The 16,357-nt window shown below is 70.5% G+C and carries 13 protein-coding genes; 3 read left to right on the forward strand and 10 right to left on the reverse strand.

Annotation, left to right across the window (positions count from 1 at the left end):
- Positions 1-213: 213 nt before the first annotated feature.
- Positions 214-804 carry a PAS domain-containing protein gene (locus BY998_RS01510; RefSeq protein WP_110349845.1) on the reverse strand — a complete coding sequence of 197 codons (591 nt, stop codon included), beginning with the start codon at positions 802-804 and terminating at the stop codon, positions 214-216.
- Between the two features lie 658 nt (positions 805-1,462).
- Positions 1,463-4,927: a DUF3971 domain-containing protein gene (locus tag BY998_RS01515; RefSeq protein ID WP_110349846.1), complete on the reverse strand. Its 3,465-nt coding sequence runs from the start codon at positions 4,925-4,927 to the stop codon at positions 1,463-1,465.
- A gap of 152 nt (positions 4,928-5,079) precedes the next feature.
- On the opposite strand from BY998_RS01515, the gene BY998_RS01520 reads away from it, so the two are divergent.
- Together BY998_RS01520 and BY998_RS01525 are read left to right on the forward strand one after the other, a co-directional pair.
- Positions 5,080-5,547: a peroxiredoxin gene (locus BY998_RS01520; protein ID WP_110349847.1), complete on the forward strand. Its 468-nt coding sequence runs from the start codon at positions 5,080-5,082 to the stop codon at positions 5,545-5,547.
- Positions 5,548-5,699: 152 nt separating this feature from the next.
- Entirely contained in the window at positions 5,700-5,933 is a 234-nt protein-coding gene (locus BY998_RS01525; protein WP_110349848.1) for a hypothetical protein, read from the forward strand.
- Positions 5,934-6,084: 151 nt separating this feature from the next.
- Here BY998_RS01525 and BY998_RS01530 read toward each other — a convergent pair whose 3' ends face one another.
- The 8 genes from BY998_RS01530 to BY998_RS24195 form a co-directional block, all read right to left on the reverse strand.
- Positions 6,085-6,828: a response regulator transcription factor gene (locus BY998_RS01530; RefSeq protein ID WP_110349849.1), complete on the reverse strand. Its 744-nt coding sequence runs from the start codon at positions 6,826-6,828 to the stop codon at positions 6,085-6,087.
- Complete coding sequence (locus BY998_RS01535; RefSeq protein WP_110349850.1) at positions 6,825-9,539, reverse strand: sensor histidine kinase KdpD; 2,715 nt, start codon at positions 9,537-9,539, stop codon at positions 6,825-6,827. Before BY998_RS01535 ends, BY998_RS01530 begins: the two co-directional genes overlap by 4 nt.
- Positions 9,540-9,551: 12 nt before the next feature.
- A complete protein-coding gene (locus tag BY998_RS01540; protein WP_110349851.1) occupies positions 9,552-10,157 on the reverse strand; it encodes a K(+)-transporting ATPase subunit C in 606 nt (201 codons plus the stop codon).
- A gap of 23 nt (positions 10,158-10,180) precedes the next feature.
- Positions 10,181-12,265, reverse strand: a complete 2,085-nt coding sequence (gene kdpB / locus BY998_RS01545; RefSeq protein WP_110349852.1) for a potassium-transporting ATPase subunit KdpB — start codon at positions 12,263-12,265, stop codon at positions 10,181-10,183.
- Positions 12,266-12,323: 58 nt separating this feature from the next.
- The gene (locus tag BY998_RS01550; RefSeq protein ID WP_110349853.1) at positions 12,324-12,524 is read right to left on the reverse strand and encodes a hypothetical protein; all 201 of its coding nucleotides are present in this window, start codon (positions 12,522-12,524) and stop codon (positions 12,324-12,326) included.
- Position 12,525: 1 nt separating this feature from the next.
- The gene (gene kdpA, locus BY998_RS01555; RefSeq protein ID WP_110349854.1) at positions 12,526-14,241 is read right to left on the reverse strand and encodes a potassium-transporting ATPase subunit KdpA; all 1,716 of its coding nucleotides are present in this window, start codon (positions 14,239-14,241) and stop codon (positions 12,526-12,528) included.
- A 23-nt stretch (positions 14,242-14,264) separates the two neighbouring features.
- The gene (locus tag BY998_RS01560) at positions 14,265-14,354 is read right to left on the reverse strand and encodes a K(+)-transporting ATPase subunit F (RefSeq protein ID WP_110349855.1); all 90 of its coding nucleotides are present in this window, start codon (positions 14,352-14,354) and stop codon (positions 14,265-14,267) included.
- Between the two features lie 503 nt (positions 14,355-14,857).
- Positions 14,858-14,998 carry a hypothetical protein gene (locus tag BY998_RS24195; protein ID WP_181425402.1) on the reverse strand — a complete coding sequence of 47 codons (141 nt, stop codon included), beginning with the start codon at positions 14,996-14,998 and terminating at the stop codon, positions 14,858-14,860.
- A 189-nt stretch (positions 14,999-15,187) separates the two neighbouring features.
- On the opposite strand from BY998_RS24195, the gene BY998_RS01565 reads away from it, so the two are divergent.
- On the forward strand, positions 15,188-16,351 hold the full coding sequence (locus BY998_RS01565) for a M23 family metallopeptidase (RefSeq protein ID WP_110349856.1): 1,164 nt from the start codon (positions 15,188-15,190) through the stop codon (positions 16,349-16,351).
- Positions 16,352-16,357: the final 6 nt, after the last annotated feature.

Below are 16,357 nucleotides of genomic sequence, written 5' to 3' on the forward strand. Positions count from 1 at the left end.
CGGATTGCCTGCACTCAGCCTCCCCGCGCGTGATCGACCGTCTTTTCCGCGAGCGTGAACGAACCGATCCGGCACCGCCGCGGCCGGAAGAGCACAGCCCGAACGGAGGGCGGCTCTTGAAAGCGCCGGGAACGCGATGACTCGATCGGGTCGGCCCAGCGAGGGGCGCTACAGGCCGCCAAGCGGACGTTGCTCGCTGAGAACAGTAGGAGTTTAGAAGCGGCTCCGTTTGGCGAGGGCACGCCCGACCGCCCACAGTAGAGCATCGGCGGCAACGCGCAGCGCTGTCCTATCGTGTCCAGCCATCTTATCGACCGCGTGTCGGGCTTGAAGCGCGCAGGTTGCGAGGCGATCGAGCGGCGATTCGTTCTTTTGCAGGAAGAAGAACGCGTGATTTTCCGCTTGCCAGTTCAGCTTGCTCTCGGTGATGTCGACGACGATGCCGCGCCCGATGACGTTTCCGGTATTGTCATCGCGCTCGTAATGTCCCCGCGCCAACACCCAGCGCACGCCGTTCGCGGCTGAGCAGACGCGATACTCGACCACGAACGAGCCGCCATGCTCAAAGACGCGACCGATATTCGTGAAGAATTCCTCCCGGTCGGCAGGGAAGATCGCCTCAGCGTAGGCCGACAGGGGCAATCCGATCGCGGCTTGCATGGGATCTAGGCCGAACAATGCGGCGGTGGTTGCATCAGCGACGGTGCGATCGCTTCCGAAGTCCGTTTCCCAGATGCCGACTTGAGAAGCAGTTAGAGCGTCAGGCAGCAGTTCAAGCCAATATCGCCTCGATTGATGCGGCATGCTTAACATCCAATCTGCCGCTGATTAAAATTAGCGACAAAGGGCACCGACGGCTGACAATTTCCGTATCATGCAATTTGGAAGGAAGGGAAGTCAAATGGCACGGGCGCTGCCCCTGTCCCGGATTGCAGCTATCCGAGTTCTTTGAACGGATCGACTGAGCTTCGTGAATTGGCAGATGTGTTCGGCCTGCCGGTCGATGTGCTCAGGTGCCGGGAGAGACCCATCGGCTGCATGTGGACACAGATAGTCTTCGCTGGATCCGGCTGAGCGGTGCGCAGGGTGCCGTGATGTCTCGCATCGGCAAAAATGCGGATCAGAACCCAATCGAAGAAAGCATTTCCCTGTTTCCGGCACGCTGCAAACAAAGGTCGCAGCGTGAGGTAACGACTGTATTCAGGGCCGAGCTCGCGCGGCGCATCCTACGGATCGATGCTGTCTGCTTTGCTGTCAGACCGGATATCAGGACGAGCGAGTGAGCTCAGGCTTCAAGGCCGCTCGTCGGGGTCGAAAGAGTCCTGCATTCGACCTGTCCGCGAGCCCCTGGAAATCCCATTGTCCCGATGCCGATCTCCGGCAGCCGGACATTCCCGCGGGATCGGAACCCGCCTGACGTCCAGGCAGAGTTCGCGACACGGCCGAGCGATGCCGTCTTTCTCTAACGCTCCGGTGCGCCCGCTCCGGCGCCGTTGGCGAAGGCGTCGCCGCTGCCCGCACCGAAGAGCTTGCGCAGGAAGCCGGGGGCGACCGCCGAGAGCGGGTTCACGTTCACCGTCGGCTTGGCGATCGGGCCCGAGACGTTGAAGTTGACCGCGAACAGGCCCTCGTTGCTGCCGCCCGCGAGCAGCGGGCCGACCAGCGGCAGGTGGGCCACCACGTTGTTGAGGCCGTAGAGCGGCACGAAGGTGCCGTCGATCTGCGTGCGCTCCTTGGCGGTGTCGAGCCAGCCGCCCGCGGTGAAGCCCATCGCCGCGTTCGAGATCGCCGCGTCCGAGAAGCTGACCCGCGAGCCGCTGCGGACGAAGTTCGCCCGCATCTTGTCGAAGCCGACATCGTTGGCATTCGCCGCCGCGCGCCGTCCGTCCGCGGGGGGCGGCGCCTGGGCGACGATGCTCGAGAGCGCGGGCTCGTTGCGCAGGGCGAAGTCCTTGATCTGGACGACGCCGGCTTGGGGACCGTCATTGAGGTAGACGTTGAGTGCGAGGCGCCCGCCATTCATCCGCTTGTAGATGTCGAGGAAGCGCAGGGTCGCGCCGGAATCGGCGGATTCGAGGCTGAGCAGCGGCTGCCCGCGCTCGCCCTTCACCACCGTGGCGTTGAGGGGCGCGCCGCCGAAACGGCCCTTGAACTGGGCGGTGCGCACGTCCCCGCCCTTGAGGTTCGCCCTCAAGGTCACGTTGGTGAGCGACTCGCCGTTGAAGCCCGACAGGATGTTGGCGGCGAGTTCGGCGTCGATCTCCTTGCCCGAGTCGCGCCCGCCCTTCTCGTCCGGACCCGTCATGCTCTTGAGGAAGGGGCGCGCATCGACGACCGCGCCCTTCACGGCGACCTTGTAGGCCGAGCCCGCCCGGTCGAGGCTGACGCGCATGTCGTCGCCCGGCGAGAGCTTGAGGCTGGTGAGGTCCGCCCGCTCCAGGGTTCCCTCCGCCGAGATCGTGGCGCTGCCCCGGGCGAGCGCGGGCGCCGCGTCGAGGGCGATGTCGCGCAATTCCATCCCACCGCCCGCGCTCTCCACCAGGGTGAAGCCGAGCCGCCCGGCCTTGCCCACAGGCTTGCTCCAGCCCGGAAGCAATCCGTTGATCGAGGCCCGGGTCAGGTCCGCCTCGATCCGGGCGGGCGGCTTGCCCGCCGAGGCGGGGCGGCCGCCCACCGGCATCACCACGCGGGCGGGGATGACGCCGCCGAGTTGCGGCGCCGTGGGCAGGCCGCGCTTGGCCCGGAAAGCGTCGTCGAGGGAGAGCGTCACAACGGCCTCGCCGGGGCTGCCGGGCTTGGGCTGGCGCAGATCGATGGCGACGGGCGCGCCGAGCAGCCGGCCGTCGCCCTTCAGGGCAAAGCCGCTGCGGTCGAACGAGACGGAGAAGCGGCCGGCCTCGAAACGGTCCTTGCCGACCGCCTTCTCCATCGAGAGGTCGGTGAGCGTGCCGGTGAGCGTCACCGGCATCTCGGCGAGTTCGGGAACGTGCTTGAGGTCGATCGGCAGGTCGATGCGCAGGTCGGCCCGGCCCTTGATCGTGGAGGGGTCGATATCGGCGCCGGTCAGCCCCCGGAACATCGGGGTTTCGAGGAGCGCGGCCAGCGAATCCGCGCTGCCGCCGAGGCGCAGGCCGACCTGAGCGACGACCTTGTGCGGCTCGGGATCGCGGATCACGAAGGAACCGTCCGAGAGCGAGAGCACGCGGCTGTCGGAGAGGCGGATCTCGGCGGTGGCGTTCTGGATCGTGGTGCTGCGCCCGGTGATCGTCCCGGAGACCCGGCCGCCGCTGAGCGGAGGTGCGTCCTGAGAGATGGTCAGCCCCGCCTCGGAGATCGCGAAGGTGACGCGGAGCGCGTTGTCCGGCATCGGGTCGCCGCGGGTCGCGGCGGCGAGTTCCGGCCCGCTCATGTCGATCTGGATGTCGGCTTGATCGAGCCGGCCGCCGCGCAACTCGTCCACGAGGTAGTTGCGCACCGCCGGGGCGATGTTCTCCGGCCAGAGCCGCAGGGCCTTGCGCCCGTCGGTGCCGCTGGCGCCGATGCGCAGGGTCAGCCCCGCATCGTCGGCCCGGGTTCCGACCGTGCCGCTCAGGCGGCCGTTCAGATTGTCCCCTGTGATGGCGAGCGACTCGATGTTGACCCCGCCGTTGCGCCCGGTCACGCGCCCCGTGACCGAGCCGACGCGGAAGGACGGGTCGGAGCGGGCGGCGCCGCGCAGCAGCAGGTCGTTGCCGGCGAGGTCCAGGGTCCAGGCCTCCGGCGCGCCGGAATGGCCGATGGCGAAGGCGCCGGTCAGGTGGGCCTCGTTGCCGCCGCCCTTGTAGTCGATCGCCGAGATGTCGAGGGAGCGCTGCGCCTCGTCCCAGCGGGCCTGGGCGCGCAGCTGTTCGATGACGACGGGGTTGAAGTCCTTCTCGTCGATGAGGAACAGGCCCTCGCCGGTTTTCACCTCCGCCTGCATCGTCTCGATGCGGCCGCCCACCAGGGCCACATCCGCCTTGGCCGAGATCTTCAGGTCGGACTCCACCGGCATCTTCGAATGGCCGGACAGGAGCAGGAGGTCGGTGACCGGCAGGTCGTCCAGGGTGATGACGCCCGCGCGCCGGCCCTCCCCCGCCTCGTGGACACGCCCGCCGAAGCGCCACTCGCCGTGGGGGCCGTCGATGCGCAGCTCGAACACCCGCGCGCCGTCGCTGGCGCCGCGGTGGAACAAGCCGTTCACCCGCTCGAAGGTCGCCTGATGGTTGGCGTCGTCGATCAGGGTCAGCCGACCGTTGGTGATGCGCGCCCGGTCGAGGGCGCCGATGACGCCCGCCGGGTCGAGCACCACGCCGAAGATCGAGGCGACCGCGGCCGAGACCGGCGAGACGGTGCCGCGGGCGGCATCCACGCTGGGCAGCGTGTGGGGCTTGGCCGCGTCGGCCTGATTGGGCGAGGAGGCCGCGAAGGCGATGGAGCCGTCGTCGTGGACGAGGGCGGTCATCTGGATGTCGCGGAACTCGATGGAGCGGGGCTGTACCGCCAGTTGCAGCAGGCTCCAGGTGTCGAGGCTCACCACCGCCAGGGGCGCGCGCACCACCAGGGCACCGTCGGGATTGTAGATGTCGAGCCCGTCGACCCGCAGGGCGAGAGAGTTTTCCGCGTCGAGTTCGAGGGCGCTGTCGCGCAACGCCACCCGCCAGCCCGGACCGAAGCGGCCGGCGACCGCCTCGGCCACCTGCTGCGTCAGGCCGTCGATGCGCATCGGCCCCTGCGACAGGCGCCACAGGGCGAGCCCGCCGCCCAGCCCGACCAGGAGGACCAGGGCGAGCGCAGTGAACAGGCAGGCACGGCGGCGGCGCCCACGGGGCGGCTTGCAGGCCGCCTTGCGGGGCGGCCCGATCTCGACCGCCTCCTGGAGCAGGGTCCTGGCCGTTTCCTGATCCATCACTCGTTCGCTGCTGCACCCGTAGGTTCGGGCGGAGGTCGGTTCGCCCCGGGGCGTCTTTCCTCAGGATATCGCCCTCTCCGGCATGGCGTGTCCGGAGCGATGCGTGCATGGGGTAAGGCACACCATCAATCGGCCGAAAGGAAGGCGAGATGCCCCTCGAACCCGGCGATGCCGCACCTCTGTTCTCGTTACCCGGAGCGGGCGGGGAGACCATCGCCCTGGAGGCCCTGCGCGGTCACAAGATCGTGCTCTACTTCTACCCCAAGGACGATACGAGCGGTTGCACCCTGGAGGCGCAGACCTTCAACGGCCTGTCCGATGCCTTCGCGGCGGCCGACACCCGGGTGATCGGCGTCTCGCCGGACTCGGTGAAGAGCCACGACAAGTTCCGGACGAAGTACGGGCTCGGCTTCCCGCTCGCCTCCGACGAGGCCAGGACCATGTTGGAGGCCTACGGCGTCTGGGTCGAGAAGAGCATGTACGGCCGCAAGTACATGGGCGTGGAGCGCACCACGCTGCTGATCGACCGTGAGGGCCGCATCGCCCGGGTCTGGGCCAAGGTGAAGGTGCCGGGCCATGCCGAGGAGGTGCTGGAGGCTGCCCGCAGCCTGCCCTGAGCCGCCTCATGGGAGCCGGCGGGACCGTCTCCGGGCCGAAATCCTGATAGAATGCTGATGGAGGCGGGCCCGCCTCCCGCTCGAACCCTTACGCGATCCGGCCGAGCTTGAGCGCGCGGTCCGAGCCGGATCGCGCGAACCCCCGATCCGCAATGCCTCCGACCCTCTCGCTCGCCGCCATCCCTGCCGAGACCTCCGCCGCGGACCTGGCCCGGTTCGTCGTCGGCCAGGACCCGGAGGGCCGCTGGGTCGCCATCGAGATCCACGGGCGCGCCGGAGGGCTGTTCCGGAGCCGGAAGGATGCGGTCGACTTCGCCGCGGACGAGACCGGCCACCGGCCCGACGCCGTACTTATATCCGGGGAGCGCGTCGAACTGCGCCTGTGAGACGGCGTCCGCTTGATTGCCTCGGATCCCGCCTCGCAAGGACGGCGAGCGATCCGAGGGCGCCCAGCCGGCGTCGTCTGCACCGGTCGGTCGGCCCGATCCCGAGTTGCCGAGGATCATCGCACCGGCCGGCGATATGCGCGAGAGGACATCAGAGGCTCGTTCCGGATCCAGGCGGTGCTTCGCCGATCGCGGGCGGCCCGGGGTTCGGCTCGTCGTCGGGCGCGCGCAGCCGGTAGCCGACGCCGGTCTCGGTCAGCAGGATGCGGGGCCGCTCGGGGTCGGCCTCCAGCTTCTGCCGAAGCTGGCGCATGTAGACGCGCAGATATTGCGGGTCCGAGGAAACCGAGACCGACCGCATCAGCTGGGCATGGGTCAGCACCTTGCCGGCATGGAGCACGAGAACCCGCAGGAAGTCGTACTCGCGCGGCGTGAGCTTCACCTCGGCGCCGTCGACCCGCACGATGCGCCGCACGAGATCGACCGACAGGCCGTCGACGTAAAAAACCGGGCGCTCGCCCTTCGCGGCGAGCTGGTGGCGCAGGGCCGTGCGCAGCCGGGCCAGCAGCTCGGCCATGCCGAAGGGCTTGGTGACGTAGTCGTCGGCGCCGAGATCGAGCGCTTCGACCTTGCCGCCCTCGTCGTCGCGGCTCGACAGGACCACCACGGGCAGGTCGGGATGGCTCGCCCGGATCGCGCGCAGCAGGTCGTGGCCGCGCATGTCGGGCAGGCCGAGGTCGAGGATGATCAGATCGATCCGGTGTCGCCCGAGGATTTCGCGTGCGGCGGCGGCGTTTGCCGCCTCCAGGATGGCGTAGCCCTGGGTGGCGAGCCCCATCCGCAGCAATCTGCGGATCGGCGGCTCGTCGTCGATGACGAGGATGATCGGGCTCATGCGGCGATGTCCTTCGCGGAGCCGGCCGGCACCGGCAGCGTCACGGTCAAGCAGGCGCCCGCGCGGTCCGGCCGGTTGGCCGCGGTGACGCGGCCGCCCATCGCCTCGACGAAGCCGCGCGCGATGGCCAGCCCGAGCCCCGTCCCGGCGCGGACCCGGTCGCTCTTGCGCACCCGGTAGAACTTGTCGAACACGCGCTCGGCTTCCGCCTCGGGCAGGCCGTCGCCCTCGTCGAGGATCTCGATGCGCACGCTGCCGCCCTCCCGGCGGGCGCGCACCGTGACCGTCGTGCCCTCGGGCGCGTATTTGGCGGCGTTGTCGAGCAGGTTGACGAGCACCTGTTCGAACAGGATCGGATCGAGCCGGAGCGTCGGCAGGTCGGGCGCGAGGGCGACGGCGATCCTATGCCCGGAGAGCACCTTCTCCAGGCGCCGCAGCGCCGTGTCGACACCCTCGGTGACGTCCTGGGCCACGAGGTTCGGCGCCACCGCCCCGGCCTCCAGGCGGGTCATGTCGAGCAGGTTCGCGATGAAGCGGTTCAGCCGCTCCGATTCCTCGATGATCGTCGCCAGCAGATCCGCCTTGGCCTCGGGCGGAAGCGCCGCGTCGAGGTCGCGCAGGGTGCTGGCCGCGCCGAGCACGGAGGCGAGCGGCGTCCTCAGATCGTGGCTGATCGAGGTGAGGAGGGCTCGGGCCAGGCGGTCGGTCTCGGCGGCGCGCTCGGCCCGGTCGAGATCCTCCACGAGCCGCACACGCTCGATGGCGAGCGCGCCCATATCGGCGAGCGCATCGAGGAGGCGCCGCCCTTCCGGCGTCAGGATCGGCCCGGTCCCGTCCGCGTCGAGGCCGATCACACCGATCGTGCCCCGGCCCGTGCGCAGGGGCAGGAACAGGCGCCGGGCGCCCGGCAGCGTGTCGGCGCCGCGCCCGGCCGGGCGCTCGTTGTCGAAGGCCCATTGGGCGGCGGCGCGGTCGGCCTCGTCCAGCCTGTCCTCCGGCGGGTAGCCGGCCCGGACGGTGACGGTCTCGCCCTCGGGCAGCAGCAGCACGACCCGGACCTTCAGCATGGCCGCGACCTGCGCCGAGGTGGCCCAGAGCACGTCGTCGAGGGTGCCGCAGCCCGAGAGCTTGCGGGAGAAGCCGTAGAGCCGCTCGGTCGCCCGCGCCCGGCTCTGGCTGACCATCGCGGACCGGCGCACGCGTGCGGCGAGGTTCGAGACCAGAACCGCCACCACGGTGAAGAGCAGGAAGGCCGCGACGTTGGTGGGGTCGGCGATGGTCAGGGTGTAGACCGGCGGAAGGAAGAAGAAGTTGTAGGCGAGCGAGGCCATCACCACCGCCGCCAGCGACGGGCCGAGGCCCAGGCGCACCGCCACCGCCACCACCGCCGTCAGCAGGATCAGGTCGGCGTTCTCGACGCCCGTATAGGGCTGCAGCAGCAGGGCGAGCCCGAGCCCGAGCGCGGTGGCGAAGAGGGCGGTCGCGTAGGCGCCAAGATCGGGCGCGGCGGAGGGTGGACGCGTCGCGACCGCGCGCCGCGAGGGGGACTCGGCGGGCGCCGCCTCGCCGGGCACCACGTGGATGCTGATGTTGCCGGAGCCCCGCACGAGGTCGTGCACCACCGAGCCGTTCAGAAGCTCGAAGGCCCAGGAGCGCGTCGCCTTGCCGACCACGATGTGGTTCACGTTGGCGGTGCGGGCATAGGCGAGGATGTCGTCGGCGATCCGCCGCCCGCCCGGCATCGTCACGGCATCGCCCCCGAGCCGGTCGGCGAGCCGCAACGCCTCGGCGATGCGGTCGCGCGCCCCCTCGCTCAGGGAGGCGGAGCGGGCGCCCTCGACGAAGAGCGCCGTCCAGGGGGCATGCAGGCGGTCGGCGAGCCGCTTGGCGTGGCGCACCAGGCCGGCCGAGCGGGGATCCTCGCTGACGCAGACCAGGACCCGCTCGCCCGCCGCCCAGGGGCCGGGAATGGCATTGGCCCGCATGTGGCTCAGGAGCTCGTCGTCGACCCGGTCGGCGGTGCGGCGGAGCGCGAGCTCGCGAAGTGCCGTGAGGTTTCCGCGGGAAAAATAGTGCCGCAAAGCCCGCTCGGCATGGGTCGGGACGTAGACCTTGCCCGCCTTCAGCCGCTCGATCAGGTCGTCGGGGTTGAGGTCCACCACCTCGATGTCGTCGGCCCGGTCGAGGATGCCGTCCGGCACGGTCTCGCGGACGCGGATGCGGGTGATGGAGGCCACCACGTCGTTGAGGCTCTCGACATGCTGGATGTTGAGCGTGGTCAGCACGTCGATGCCGGCGTCGAGCAGTTCTTCGACGTCTTGATAGCGCTTGGGATGGCGCGAGCCGGGCGCGTTGGTGTGGGCGAGTTCGTCGACGAGGGCGAGCTGCGGCCGGCGGGCGAGCAGCGCGTCGAGATCCATCTCCTCCAGCGCCGTACCGCGGTAGGGCACGGCGCGGCGGGGGATCACCTCGAAGCCGTCGAGCAGCGCCTCGGTCTCGGCGCGGCCATGGGTCTCCACGATCCCGACCACCACGTCGGCGCCGGCCCTCAGCCTGGACCGGCCGACGGTCAGCATCTCGTAGGTCTTGCCGACGCCCGGGGCCGCCCCGAGAAAGACCTTGAGCCGGCCGCGCGTCCGCTCCTCCCGGCGCGCCGCTTCGAGCAGGGCGTCGGGCGAGGGGCGGTTCGGATCGCGGCCGGTCTCGGGCATATCTTGAGAGTCTCAGCGCGACGTCAGCTCGTCCAGCGCGAGGTTGAGCGCCAGGACGTTCACGCGCGGCTCGCCGAGGAGGCCGAGGGTGCGCCCCCGAACCTGGCCGGCGACGAGGTCGCGCAGCCTGTCCTCCGGGATGTTGCGGGCCTTGGCAACGCGCGGCAGCTGAAACAGGGCGGCCTCGGGCGAGATGTCGGGATCGAGGCCCGAGCCGCTGGCCGTGACGAGATCGACCGGCACCGGCCGGCCCGGGTTCTCCGCCCGAAGCGCGCCGAGATCGCCCCGCACCCGCTCTGCCAGAGCCGCGCTCGTGGGCCCGAGGTTCGAGCCCATGGAGTTCCCCGCGTTGTAGGGCGCCGGAACGGTCTTGGCGGGATCGGCCGGGTCCGGTGCCGTCGTCGCCGAGGGCCGGCCGTGGAAGTAGCCGGCGCTCGCGAAGTTCTGGCCGATCAACTCGGAGCCGACGACGCGGCCGCCGCGCTCGACCAGGCTGCCGGCGGCCTTTGCGGGGAAGATGGTTCCGGCGAGACCGGTCACGGCGAGGGGATAGGCAAGGCCCGTGACCGCCGTCTGGGCGACCAGCAGGACGAGGGCGGGACGCAGCGGGTTCGACATGGGGTTCTCCGGGGCCCGGAACTTCAGGCGAGGTGTAGGGCGGTGACGGCGAGGTCGATGAGCTTGATGCCGATGAAGGGCACCGCGACGCCGCCGAGGCCGTAGACGAGGAGATTGCGGCGCAGGAGCGAGGCCGCGCCGACCGCGTGGTAAGTGACGCCCCGCAGAGCCAGCGGGATCAGCGCGACGATGATGAGGGCGTTGAAGATGATCGCCGAGAGGATCGCGCTCTGCGGTGAAGCGAGCCCCATGACGTTGAGCGCCTGAAGCTGCGGGTAGAGCGTCAGGAACATGGCCGGAAGGATCGCGAAATACTTCGCCACGTCGTTGGCGATGGAGAAGGTGGTGAGCGCCCCGCGCGTCATCAGCAATTGCTTGCCGATGCCGACGATCTCGATGAGCTTGGTCGGGTCGGAATCGAGATCGACCATGTTGCCGGCCTCCCGCGCCGCCACCGTGCCGGTGTTCATGGCCACGCCGACATCGGCCTGGGCGAGTGCGGGCGCGTCGTTGGTGCCGTCGCCGCACATCGCCACCAGCTTTCCGTCGGCCTGCTCGCGCCGGATCAGCGCCAGCTTGTCCTCGGGCGTCGCCTGGGCGAGGAAGTCGTCGACACCGGCCTCCGCCGCGATGGCGGCCGCGGTGACGGGATTGTCGCCGGTGATCATCACCGTGCGGATGCCCATCCGGCGCAGTTCCGCGAAGCGCTCGCGAATGCCGCCCTTCACGATGTCCTTGAGCGCGACGACGCCGAGCAGCCGTCCGTCGCGCGCGACCGCGAGCGGCGTGCCGCCCGCCCTGGCGATCGCCTCGGCGAGGGCGCGCACCTCGGCGACGGCCTCGGTCTCCGGCCGGACGGCCAGGGCGAGATCCGCCTCGCCGCGCACCGGCACAGGGCCGGAGACGGCGGCGATGACGGCCTCGACCGCGCCCTTGCGGATCGAGGCGCCGTCGATATCGATCCCGCTCATGCGCGTCTGGGCGGTGAAGGGGACGAAGGTGGCACCCAGGTCCGCCATGTCACGTGCCCGGATGCCGTAGGCTTCCTTGGCGAGCACGACGATCGAGCGCCCCTCCGGCGTCTCGTCGGCGAGCGAGGCGAGTTGCGCCGCATCCGCCAGTTCCTGCTCGGAGACGCCGCGCACGGCGCAAAACTCCGTCGCTTGGCGATTGCCCAGGGTGATGGTGCCGGTCTTGTCGAGGAGCAGCGTGTCGACATCGCCCGCCGCCTCGACGGCGCGGCCGGACATGGCCAGCACATTGAAGCGCACCAGCCGGTCCATGCCGGCGATGCCGATGGCCGAGAGCAGTGCGCCGATCGTGGTCGGGATCAGCGTCACGAACAGCGCGACCAGCACGATCACGGGGATGGCGCCGCCGGCATAGCTCGCGAAGCTCGGGATGCTCGCCACCGCGATGACGAAGACGAGGGTGAGCCCGGCGAGCAGGATGTTGAGAGCGATCTCGTTGGGCGTCTTCTGGCGCGCGGCGCCCTCGACCAGGGCGATCATGCGATCGACGAAGGTCGAGCCGGCGGCGGCGGTGATGCGCACCTTGATCGCGTCGGAGAGCACCTGCGTGCCCCCGGTCACCGCCGAGCGGTCGCCGCCGGATTCGCGGATCACGGGCGCGGACTCGCCGGTGATGGCGGCCTCGTTCACGGAGGCGACGCCCTCGATGACCTCGCCGTCGGAGGGGATGAGATCGCCGGCTTCCACCAGGACGACGTCGCCGACCTTGAGGGCGGTGCCGGCCACCGTCTCGTAGTCCCGCCCGCGCCCGGTGAGTCGCTTGGCCGTCATCTCGGTGCGGGTGCGCCGGAGCGAGTCGGCCTGGGCCTTGCCACGCCCCTCGGCCAAGGCCTCGGCGAAGTTGGCGAACAGCAGGGTGAACCAGAGCCAGAGCACGATCTGGCCGGAGAAGAACAGGTCGGCCCCACCCGTGGCGAGATCGCGGAGGAACAGCACGGTGGTCAGGGCGGCCACGACTTCGACCACGAACATGACCGGGTTTCGGATCATGGCGCGCGGGTCGAGCTTCCTGACGGAGCCGAGGAGCGCCGGGCCGACCAGGGCTACGGCGAACAGGGACGAGGTCTTGCGGGACATGGATGGTGGTGTCCGGGAAGGAGCGAGGGGGCTCGGCAGCGGGCCGGGCCGTGTCGGTTCAGGATGCGGTCGTCTCGGACGCCAGGGCGAAGGCCGCCATCAGGGCGAGGCCGCCGAGGAGGGCGACGCCGAGGAGCGCCAGGACGAGGTCGGAGGTGCGCAGGGGGTTCAGCCCGCCGCCGTGGGCGCGATGGAGCGGCGGCCGCTGCCGCGGCAGTCCGCGGCGCGGAAGGCGCCGGGACGGAAGGGGGTGCGCCATCTCAGCCGCCCGCCGGGAAGGTCTGGCCGGCCTCGCCCGCGAGGTGCTCGACGATCGGCCCGAGGGCCAGGGAGGGGAAGAAGGTGAGGCCGCCGATGATCAGCACCACGCCGACGAGGAGGCCGACGAACAGGCCGCCATGGGTCGGCAGCGTGCCGGCGGAGGCCGGGACCGTCTTCTTGGCCGCCAGCGAGCCCGCGATGGCCAGGACCGGGATCTTCACGAAGAAGCGCCCGAGCAGCATCGCGACCGCCAGGGTCGCGTTGTAGAAGGGCGTGTTGGCCGTGAGCCCGCCGAAGGCCGAGCCGTTGTTGGCCGCCGCGGAGGTGTAGGCGTAGAGGATCTCCGAGAAGCCGTGCGGGCCGGCATTGGCGGGCCCCGCGAGCCCGGCGGGCAGCACGGTCGCGAGCGCCGTGAAGCCGAGCATCGCCAGCGGCAGGCAGAGGATGCCGAGCATCGCCATCTTCACCTCCCGGGCCTCGATCTTCTTGCCGAGATATTCGGGAGTGCGGCCGACCATCAGGCCGGCGACGAAGATCGCCACGATCACGAAGACGAGCATGCCGTAGAGCCCGGCACCGACGCCGCCGACGATGACCTCGCCGAGCTGCATGTTGAGCAGGGGCACGAGGCCGCCGAGCGCCGTGAACGAGTCGTGCATGGCGTTGACCGCGCCGCAGGAGGCGGCGGTGGTGATGGTGGCGAAGAGCGCGGAGGCCGCGATGCCGAAGCGGACCTCCTTGCCCTCCATGTTTCCGCCGCTCAGGCCGAGATGGGCGAGGACGCCATTGGGGTTCGCCTCGGCCCAGTAGGTGACGAGGACGCCGGCCAGGAACAGCACGCCCATCGCCGAGAGGATCGCCCAGCCCTGACGCTCATCCCCGACCATGCGGCCGAACACGTTGGTCATCGCCGCCCCGATCGCGAAGATCGCCACCATCTGCAGGAGGTTCGAGAGCGCCGTCGGGTTCTCGAAGGGATGCGCCGCGTTGGCGTTGAAGAAGCCGCCGCCGTTGGTGCCGAGCATCTTGATCGCGACCTGGCTCGCCACCGGCCCGACCGCGATGGTCTGCCTGATGCCCTCCAGGGTCGTGGCCTCGACGGACGGCCCGAGCGTCTGCGGCATCCCCTGCGAGACCAGCACCAGCGCGAGCAGGAGGCAGAGCGGAAGCAGGACGTAGAGGGTAGCGCGGGTCAGATCGACCCAGAACGAGCCGAGCGTCTTCGTCGAGGCGCGGCCGAACCCGCGGATCAGCGCCACGGCGACCGCCATGCCCGACGCTGCCGAGACGAAGTTCTGGACCGTGAGCCCGAGCATCTGGCTCAAGTACGAGAGTGTGGTCTCGCCGCCGTAGGACTGCCAGTTCGTGTTGGTGACGAAGCTCGCCGCGGTGTTGAAGGCGAGGTCGGGCGCCACCGCGGCCTGCCCGGCCGGGTTCAGCGGCAGCCCCGCCTGCAGGCGCAGGAGCGCGTAGAGCAGCACGAAGCCGAGTCCGTTGAACACGACCATCGCGCCGGCGTAGCCGAGCCAGCTCTGTTCCTGACGCGCGTCGATGCCGGAGAGACGGTAGAGGCCGCGCTCGAACGGGGCGACCACGGGCGAGAGCAGGGTGCGCTCGCCGTTGAAGACACGGGTCATGTAGCCGCCGAGCGGCTTGACGAGCGCCAGCACGACCGCGCCGTACAGCGCGATCTGCATCCAGCCTTGGAGTGTCATGGGGGAAGTCCGTGCTCGGCCGCTCAGAACCGCTCGGGGCGGACGAGGGCGTAGGTGAGGTAGACGAGGAGCCCGGCCGCCACGCAGGCGCCGAGGGCGAGGTCGAGAGTCATGGGGGCTTCCTTCAGAGGCGCTCGCAGAGCGCGGCGTAGCCCGCGGCGAGCGCGAAGAAGGCGAGGCCCGCGGCGATGAAGACGATGTCGAGCATGGGGCGTCCCTGTCCGATCGGCCGCCCGATCCCGGGAGTACCGGGGCCCGAGCGGCCGCCCCGGAATCTGGCCTGGAACCGCGTTAGGGTTCGAGAGGGGGCAAACGGCGATCGCGTGAGGATCGCATTAGGATCGGCCGGAGCCCGGCGCCGTCGATCCGACCGCGCGCGCCTCCGGACGCCAGGCCGATTGCAACTGCCGGCAGGCGCCGGGAACATCGATCAGCGCCGCGCTGGGACAGGTGCCGCGCCACCGGGCCCGGTCGACCCGTATGACGCCCGTGTCTTCGACCGCGAAGCCGCTGAACGGCACGCCGCAGGCGCGGCAGCGACCGGCGAGGCGCTGGAGCGCGGTCGACGGACACGGCGCAGTCGGATGTTCGCTCGGACCGGGCAGGAAGCCCGCGCTCAGGAGGCGGACAGGAGGTCGAGGAGGTTCAGGGCGAGCAGGGCCAGGGAGAGGACGGACCAGGAGTCCAGGCCCAGGATCATCAGTCTGAAGGCGTGGTCGGTCCTGAACTCGGCGGCGATGTGCCGGAAGACAGTCATTGCGATGCTCCATCCGGACGGGTGCCCGGTGGTGCGAGACGTCTTACTTTGCCCGTGAGGAACCCAGACGGAGGCAAAGGCTCCGGCATAGGGATTTCATAAGGAGCGGCGCGGGCCCCGGGTCCGCATCAAGCTTCCTTAACCTTAATCGGCTGTGATCGTGCCCGTCATCGAACGTCCGACGTGCCCATGCCATCGACTGCCCGGGCCGGCCGCAGCGCCGCCCTCCCCATCTCCGAGCGCCGCCTTGCCCTCACGCTCGGCATCGGATGCGCCCTCGCCATCCTCTGGGTGCTGGCAGCGAGCTACTACCTCGTCTTCCACGACGAGGCGCTGGCCCGCTTCGTCTCCCGTCAGAGCGCGATGCAATACGCCTACGAGGAGCGGCTCGGCGCCCTCCAGCGTGCCCTCGATCGCGCGGCCGCCGAGCGCCAGACGGCCCGCGGCGGCGTCGAGAGCCGTCTCGCGGCTCTGGCCGAGCGGCAGGACCTGATCGAGAAGCGCCAGGGTCTGCTTTCCGGTCTCGGCGGTGCGGCGGCCCAGATCGACGTGCCGCCGGCTCCCGCCCCGGTTTCCGAGGCGCCGCGGGTGCAAAAGCCGTTCCCGACTCCGGAGTTGCGGTTCGGCGGCGACGATCGCGCCGAAGCCGATCCGGGCCCCGGCGCCCGCGTGGCCCGGCTGGAAACCGCCCTCGACCGGATCGGCGAGGCCCAGTCCCGCGCGCTGGCCGGCGTCGCCCGCCAAGCCGAGCGCAGCGCCGAGCGGTTTCGCGACCTGATCGCCCGCACCGGCCTGTCGCCCGCCCGCTTCGACGCGCCGAAGGAGGGCGTCGGCGGTCCCCTGGTGCCGCTCGCCGGCGACGCCTTCGAGCGGGCGTTGACCGAGGCCCGCCGCCAGATCGAGGAAGAGACGCATCTGCGCCGGGTCGCCGCCGCCCTCCCCTTCCGCCAGCCCCTGCCCGGCGAGATCACCTTCAGCAGCGGCTTCGGCGCCCGGCTCGATCCCTTCACCCGCGGCTATGCCCTCCATACGGGCCTCGACATGCGCGCGGCGACCGGCGCCCCGGTCCACGCCACGGCGGCCGGGCGGGTGACCGCCGCCGAATATGCCGGCGGCTACGGCAACATGGTCGAGGTCGATCACGGCCGCGGCCTCGTCACCCGCTACGCGCATCTCTCCGCGGCCGCGGTCTCCGTCGGCCAGCGGGTCGAGGCGGGCAGCGTGATCGGATTGGCCGGTTCGACGGGGCGCTCCACCGGGAGCCACCTGCACTACGAGACCCGCATCGACGGCGAGCCGGTCGATCCGCAGCGGTTTCTGCGCGCAGGCGCGCAGCTCGTCTTCGCCGATTGAGGGAGG

This window comes from Methylobacterium sp. B4, assembly GCF_003201865.1.
GTDB lineage: Bacteria > Pseudomonadota > Alphaproteobacteria > Rhizobiales > Beijerinckiaceae > Methylobacterium.

Bases quoted from the DNA above. Each gene is read 5' to 3' on its own strand.
- BY998_RS01510 (WP_110349845.1), bottom strand. From the start codon at position 804: ATGCCGCATCAATCGAGGCGATATTGGCTTGAACTGCTGCCTGACGCT.
- BY998_RS01515 (WP_110349846.1), bottom strand. From the start codon at position 4,927: ATGGATCAGGAAACGGCCAGGACCCTGCTCCAGGAGGCGGTCGAGATC.
- BY998_RS01520 (WP_110349847.1), top strand. From the start codon at position 5,080: ATGCCCCTCGAACCCGGCGATGCCGCACCTCTGTTCTCGTTACCCGGA.
- BY998_RS01525 (WP_110349848.1), top strand. From the start codon at position 5,700: ATGCCTCCGACCCTCTCGCTCGCCGCCATCCCTGCCGAGACCTCCGCC.
- BY998_RS01530 (WP_110349849.1), bottom strand. From the start codon at position 6,828: ATGAGCCCGATCATCCTCGTCATCGACGACGAGCCGCCGATCCGCAGA.
- BY998_RS01535 (WP_110349850.1), bottom strand. From the start codon at position 9,539: ATGCCCGAGACCGGCCGCGATCCGAACCGCCCCTCGCCCGACGCCCTG.
- BY998_RS01540 (WP_110349851.1), bottom strand. From the start codon at position 10,157: ATGTCGAACCCGCTGCGTCCCGCCCTCGTCCTGCTGGTCGCCCAGACG.
- kdpB (WP_110349852.1), bottom strand. From the start codon at position 12,265: ATGTCCCGCAAGACCTCGTCCCTGTTCGCCGTAGCCCTGGTCGGCCCG.
- BY998_RS01550 (WP_110349853.1), bottom strand. From the start codon at position 12,524: ATGGCGCACCCCCTTCCGTCCCGGCGCCTTCCGCGCCGCGGACTGCCG.
- kdpA (WP_110349854.1), bottom strand. From the start codon at position 14,241: ATGACACTCCAAGGCTGGATGCAGATCGCGCTGTACGGCGCGGTCGTG.
- BY998_RS01560 (WP_110349855.1), bottom strand. From the start codon at position 14,354: ATGACTCTCGACCTCGCCCTCGGCGCCTGCGTGGCGGCCGGGCTCCTC.
- BY998_RS24195 (WP_181425402.1), bottom strand. From the start codon at position 14,998: ATGACTGTCTTCCGGCACATCGCCGCCGAGTTCAGGACCGACCACGCC.
- BY998_RS01565 (WP_110349856.1), top strand. From the start codon at position 15,188: ATGCCATCGACTGCCCGGGCCGGCCGCAGCGCCGCCCTCCCCATCTCC.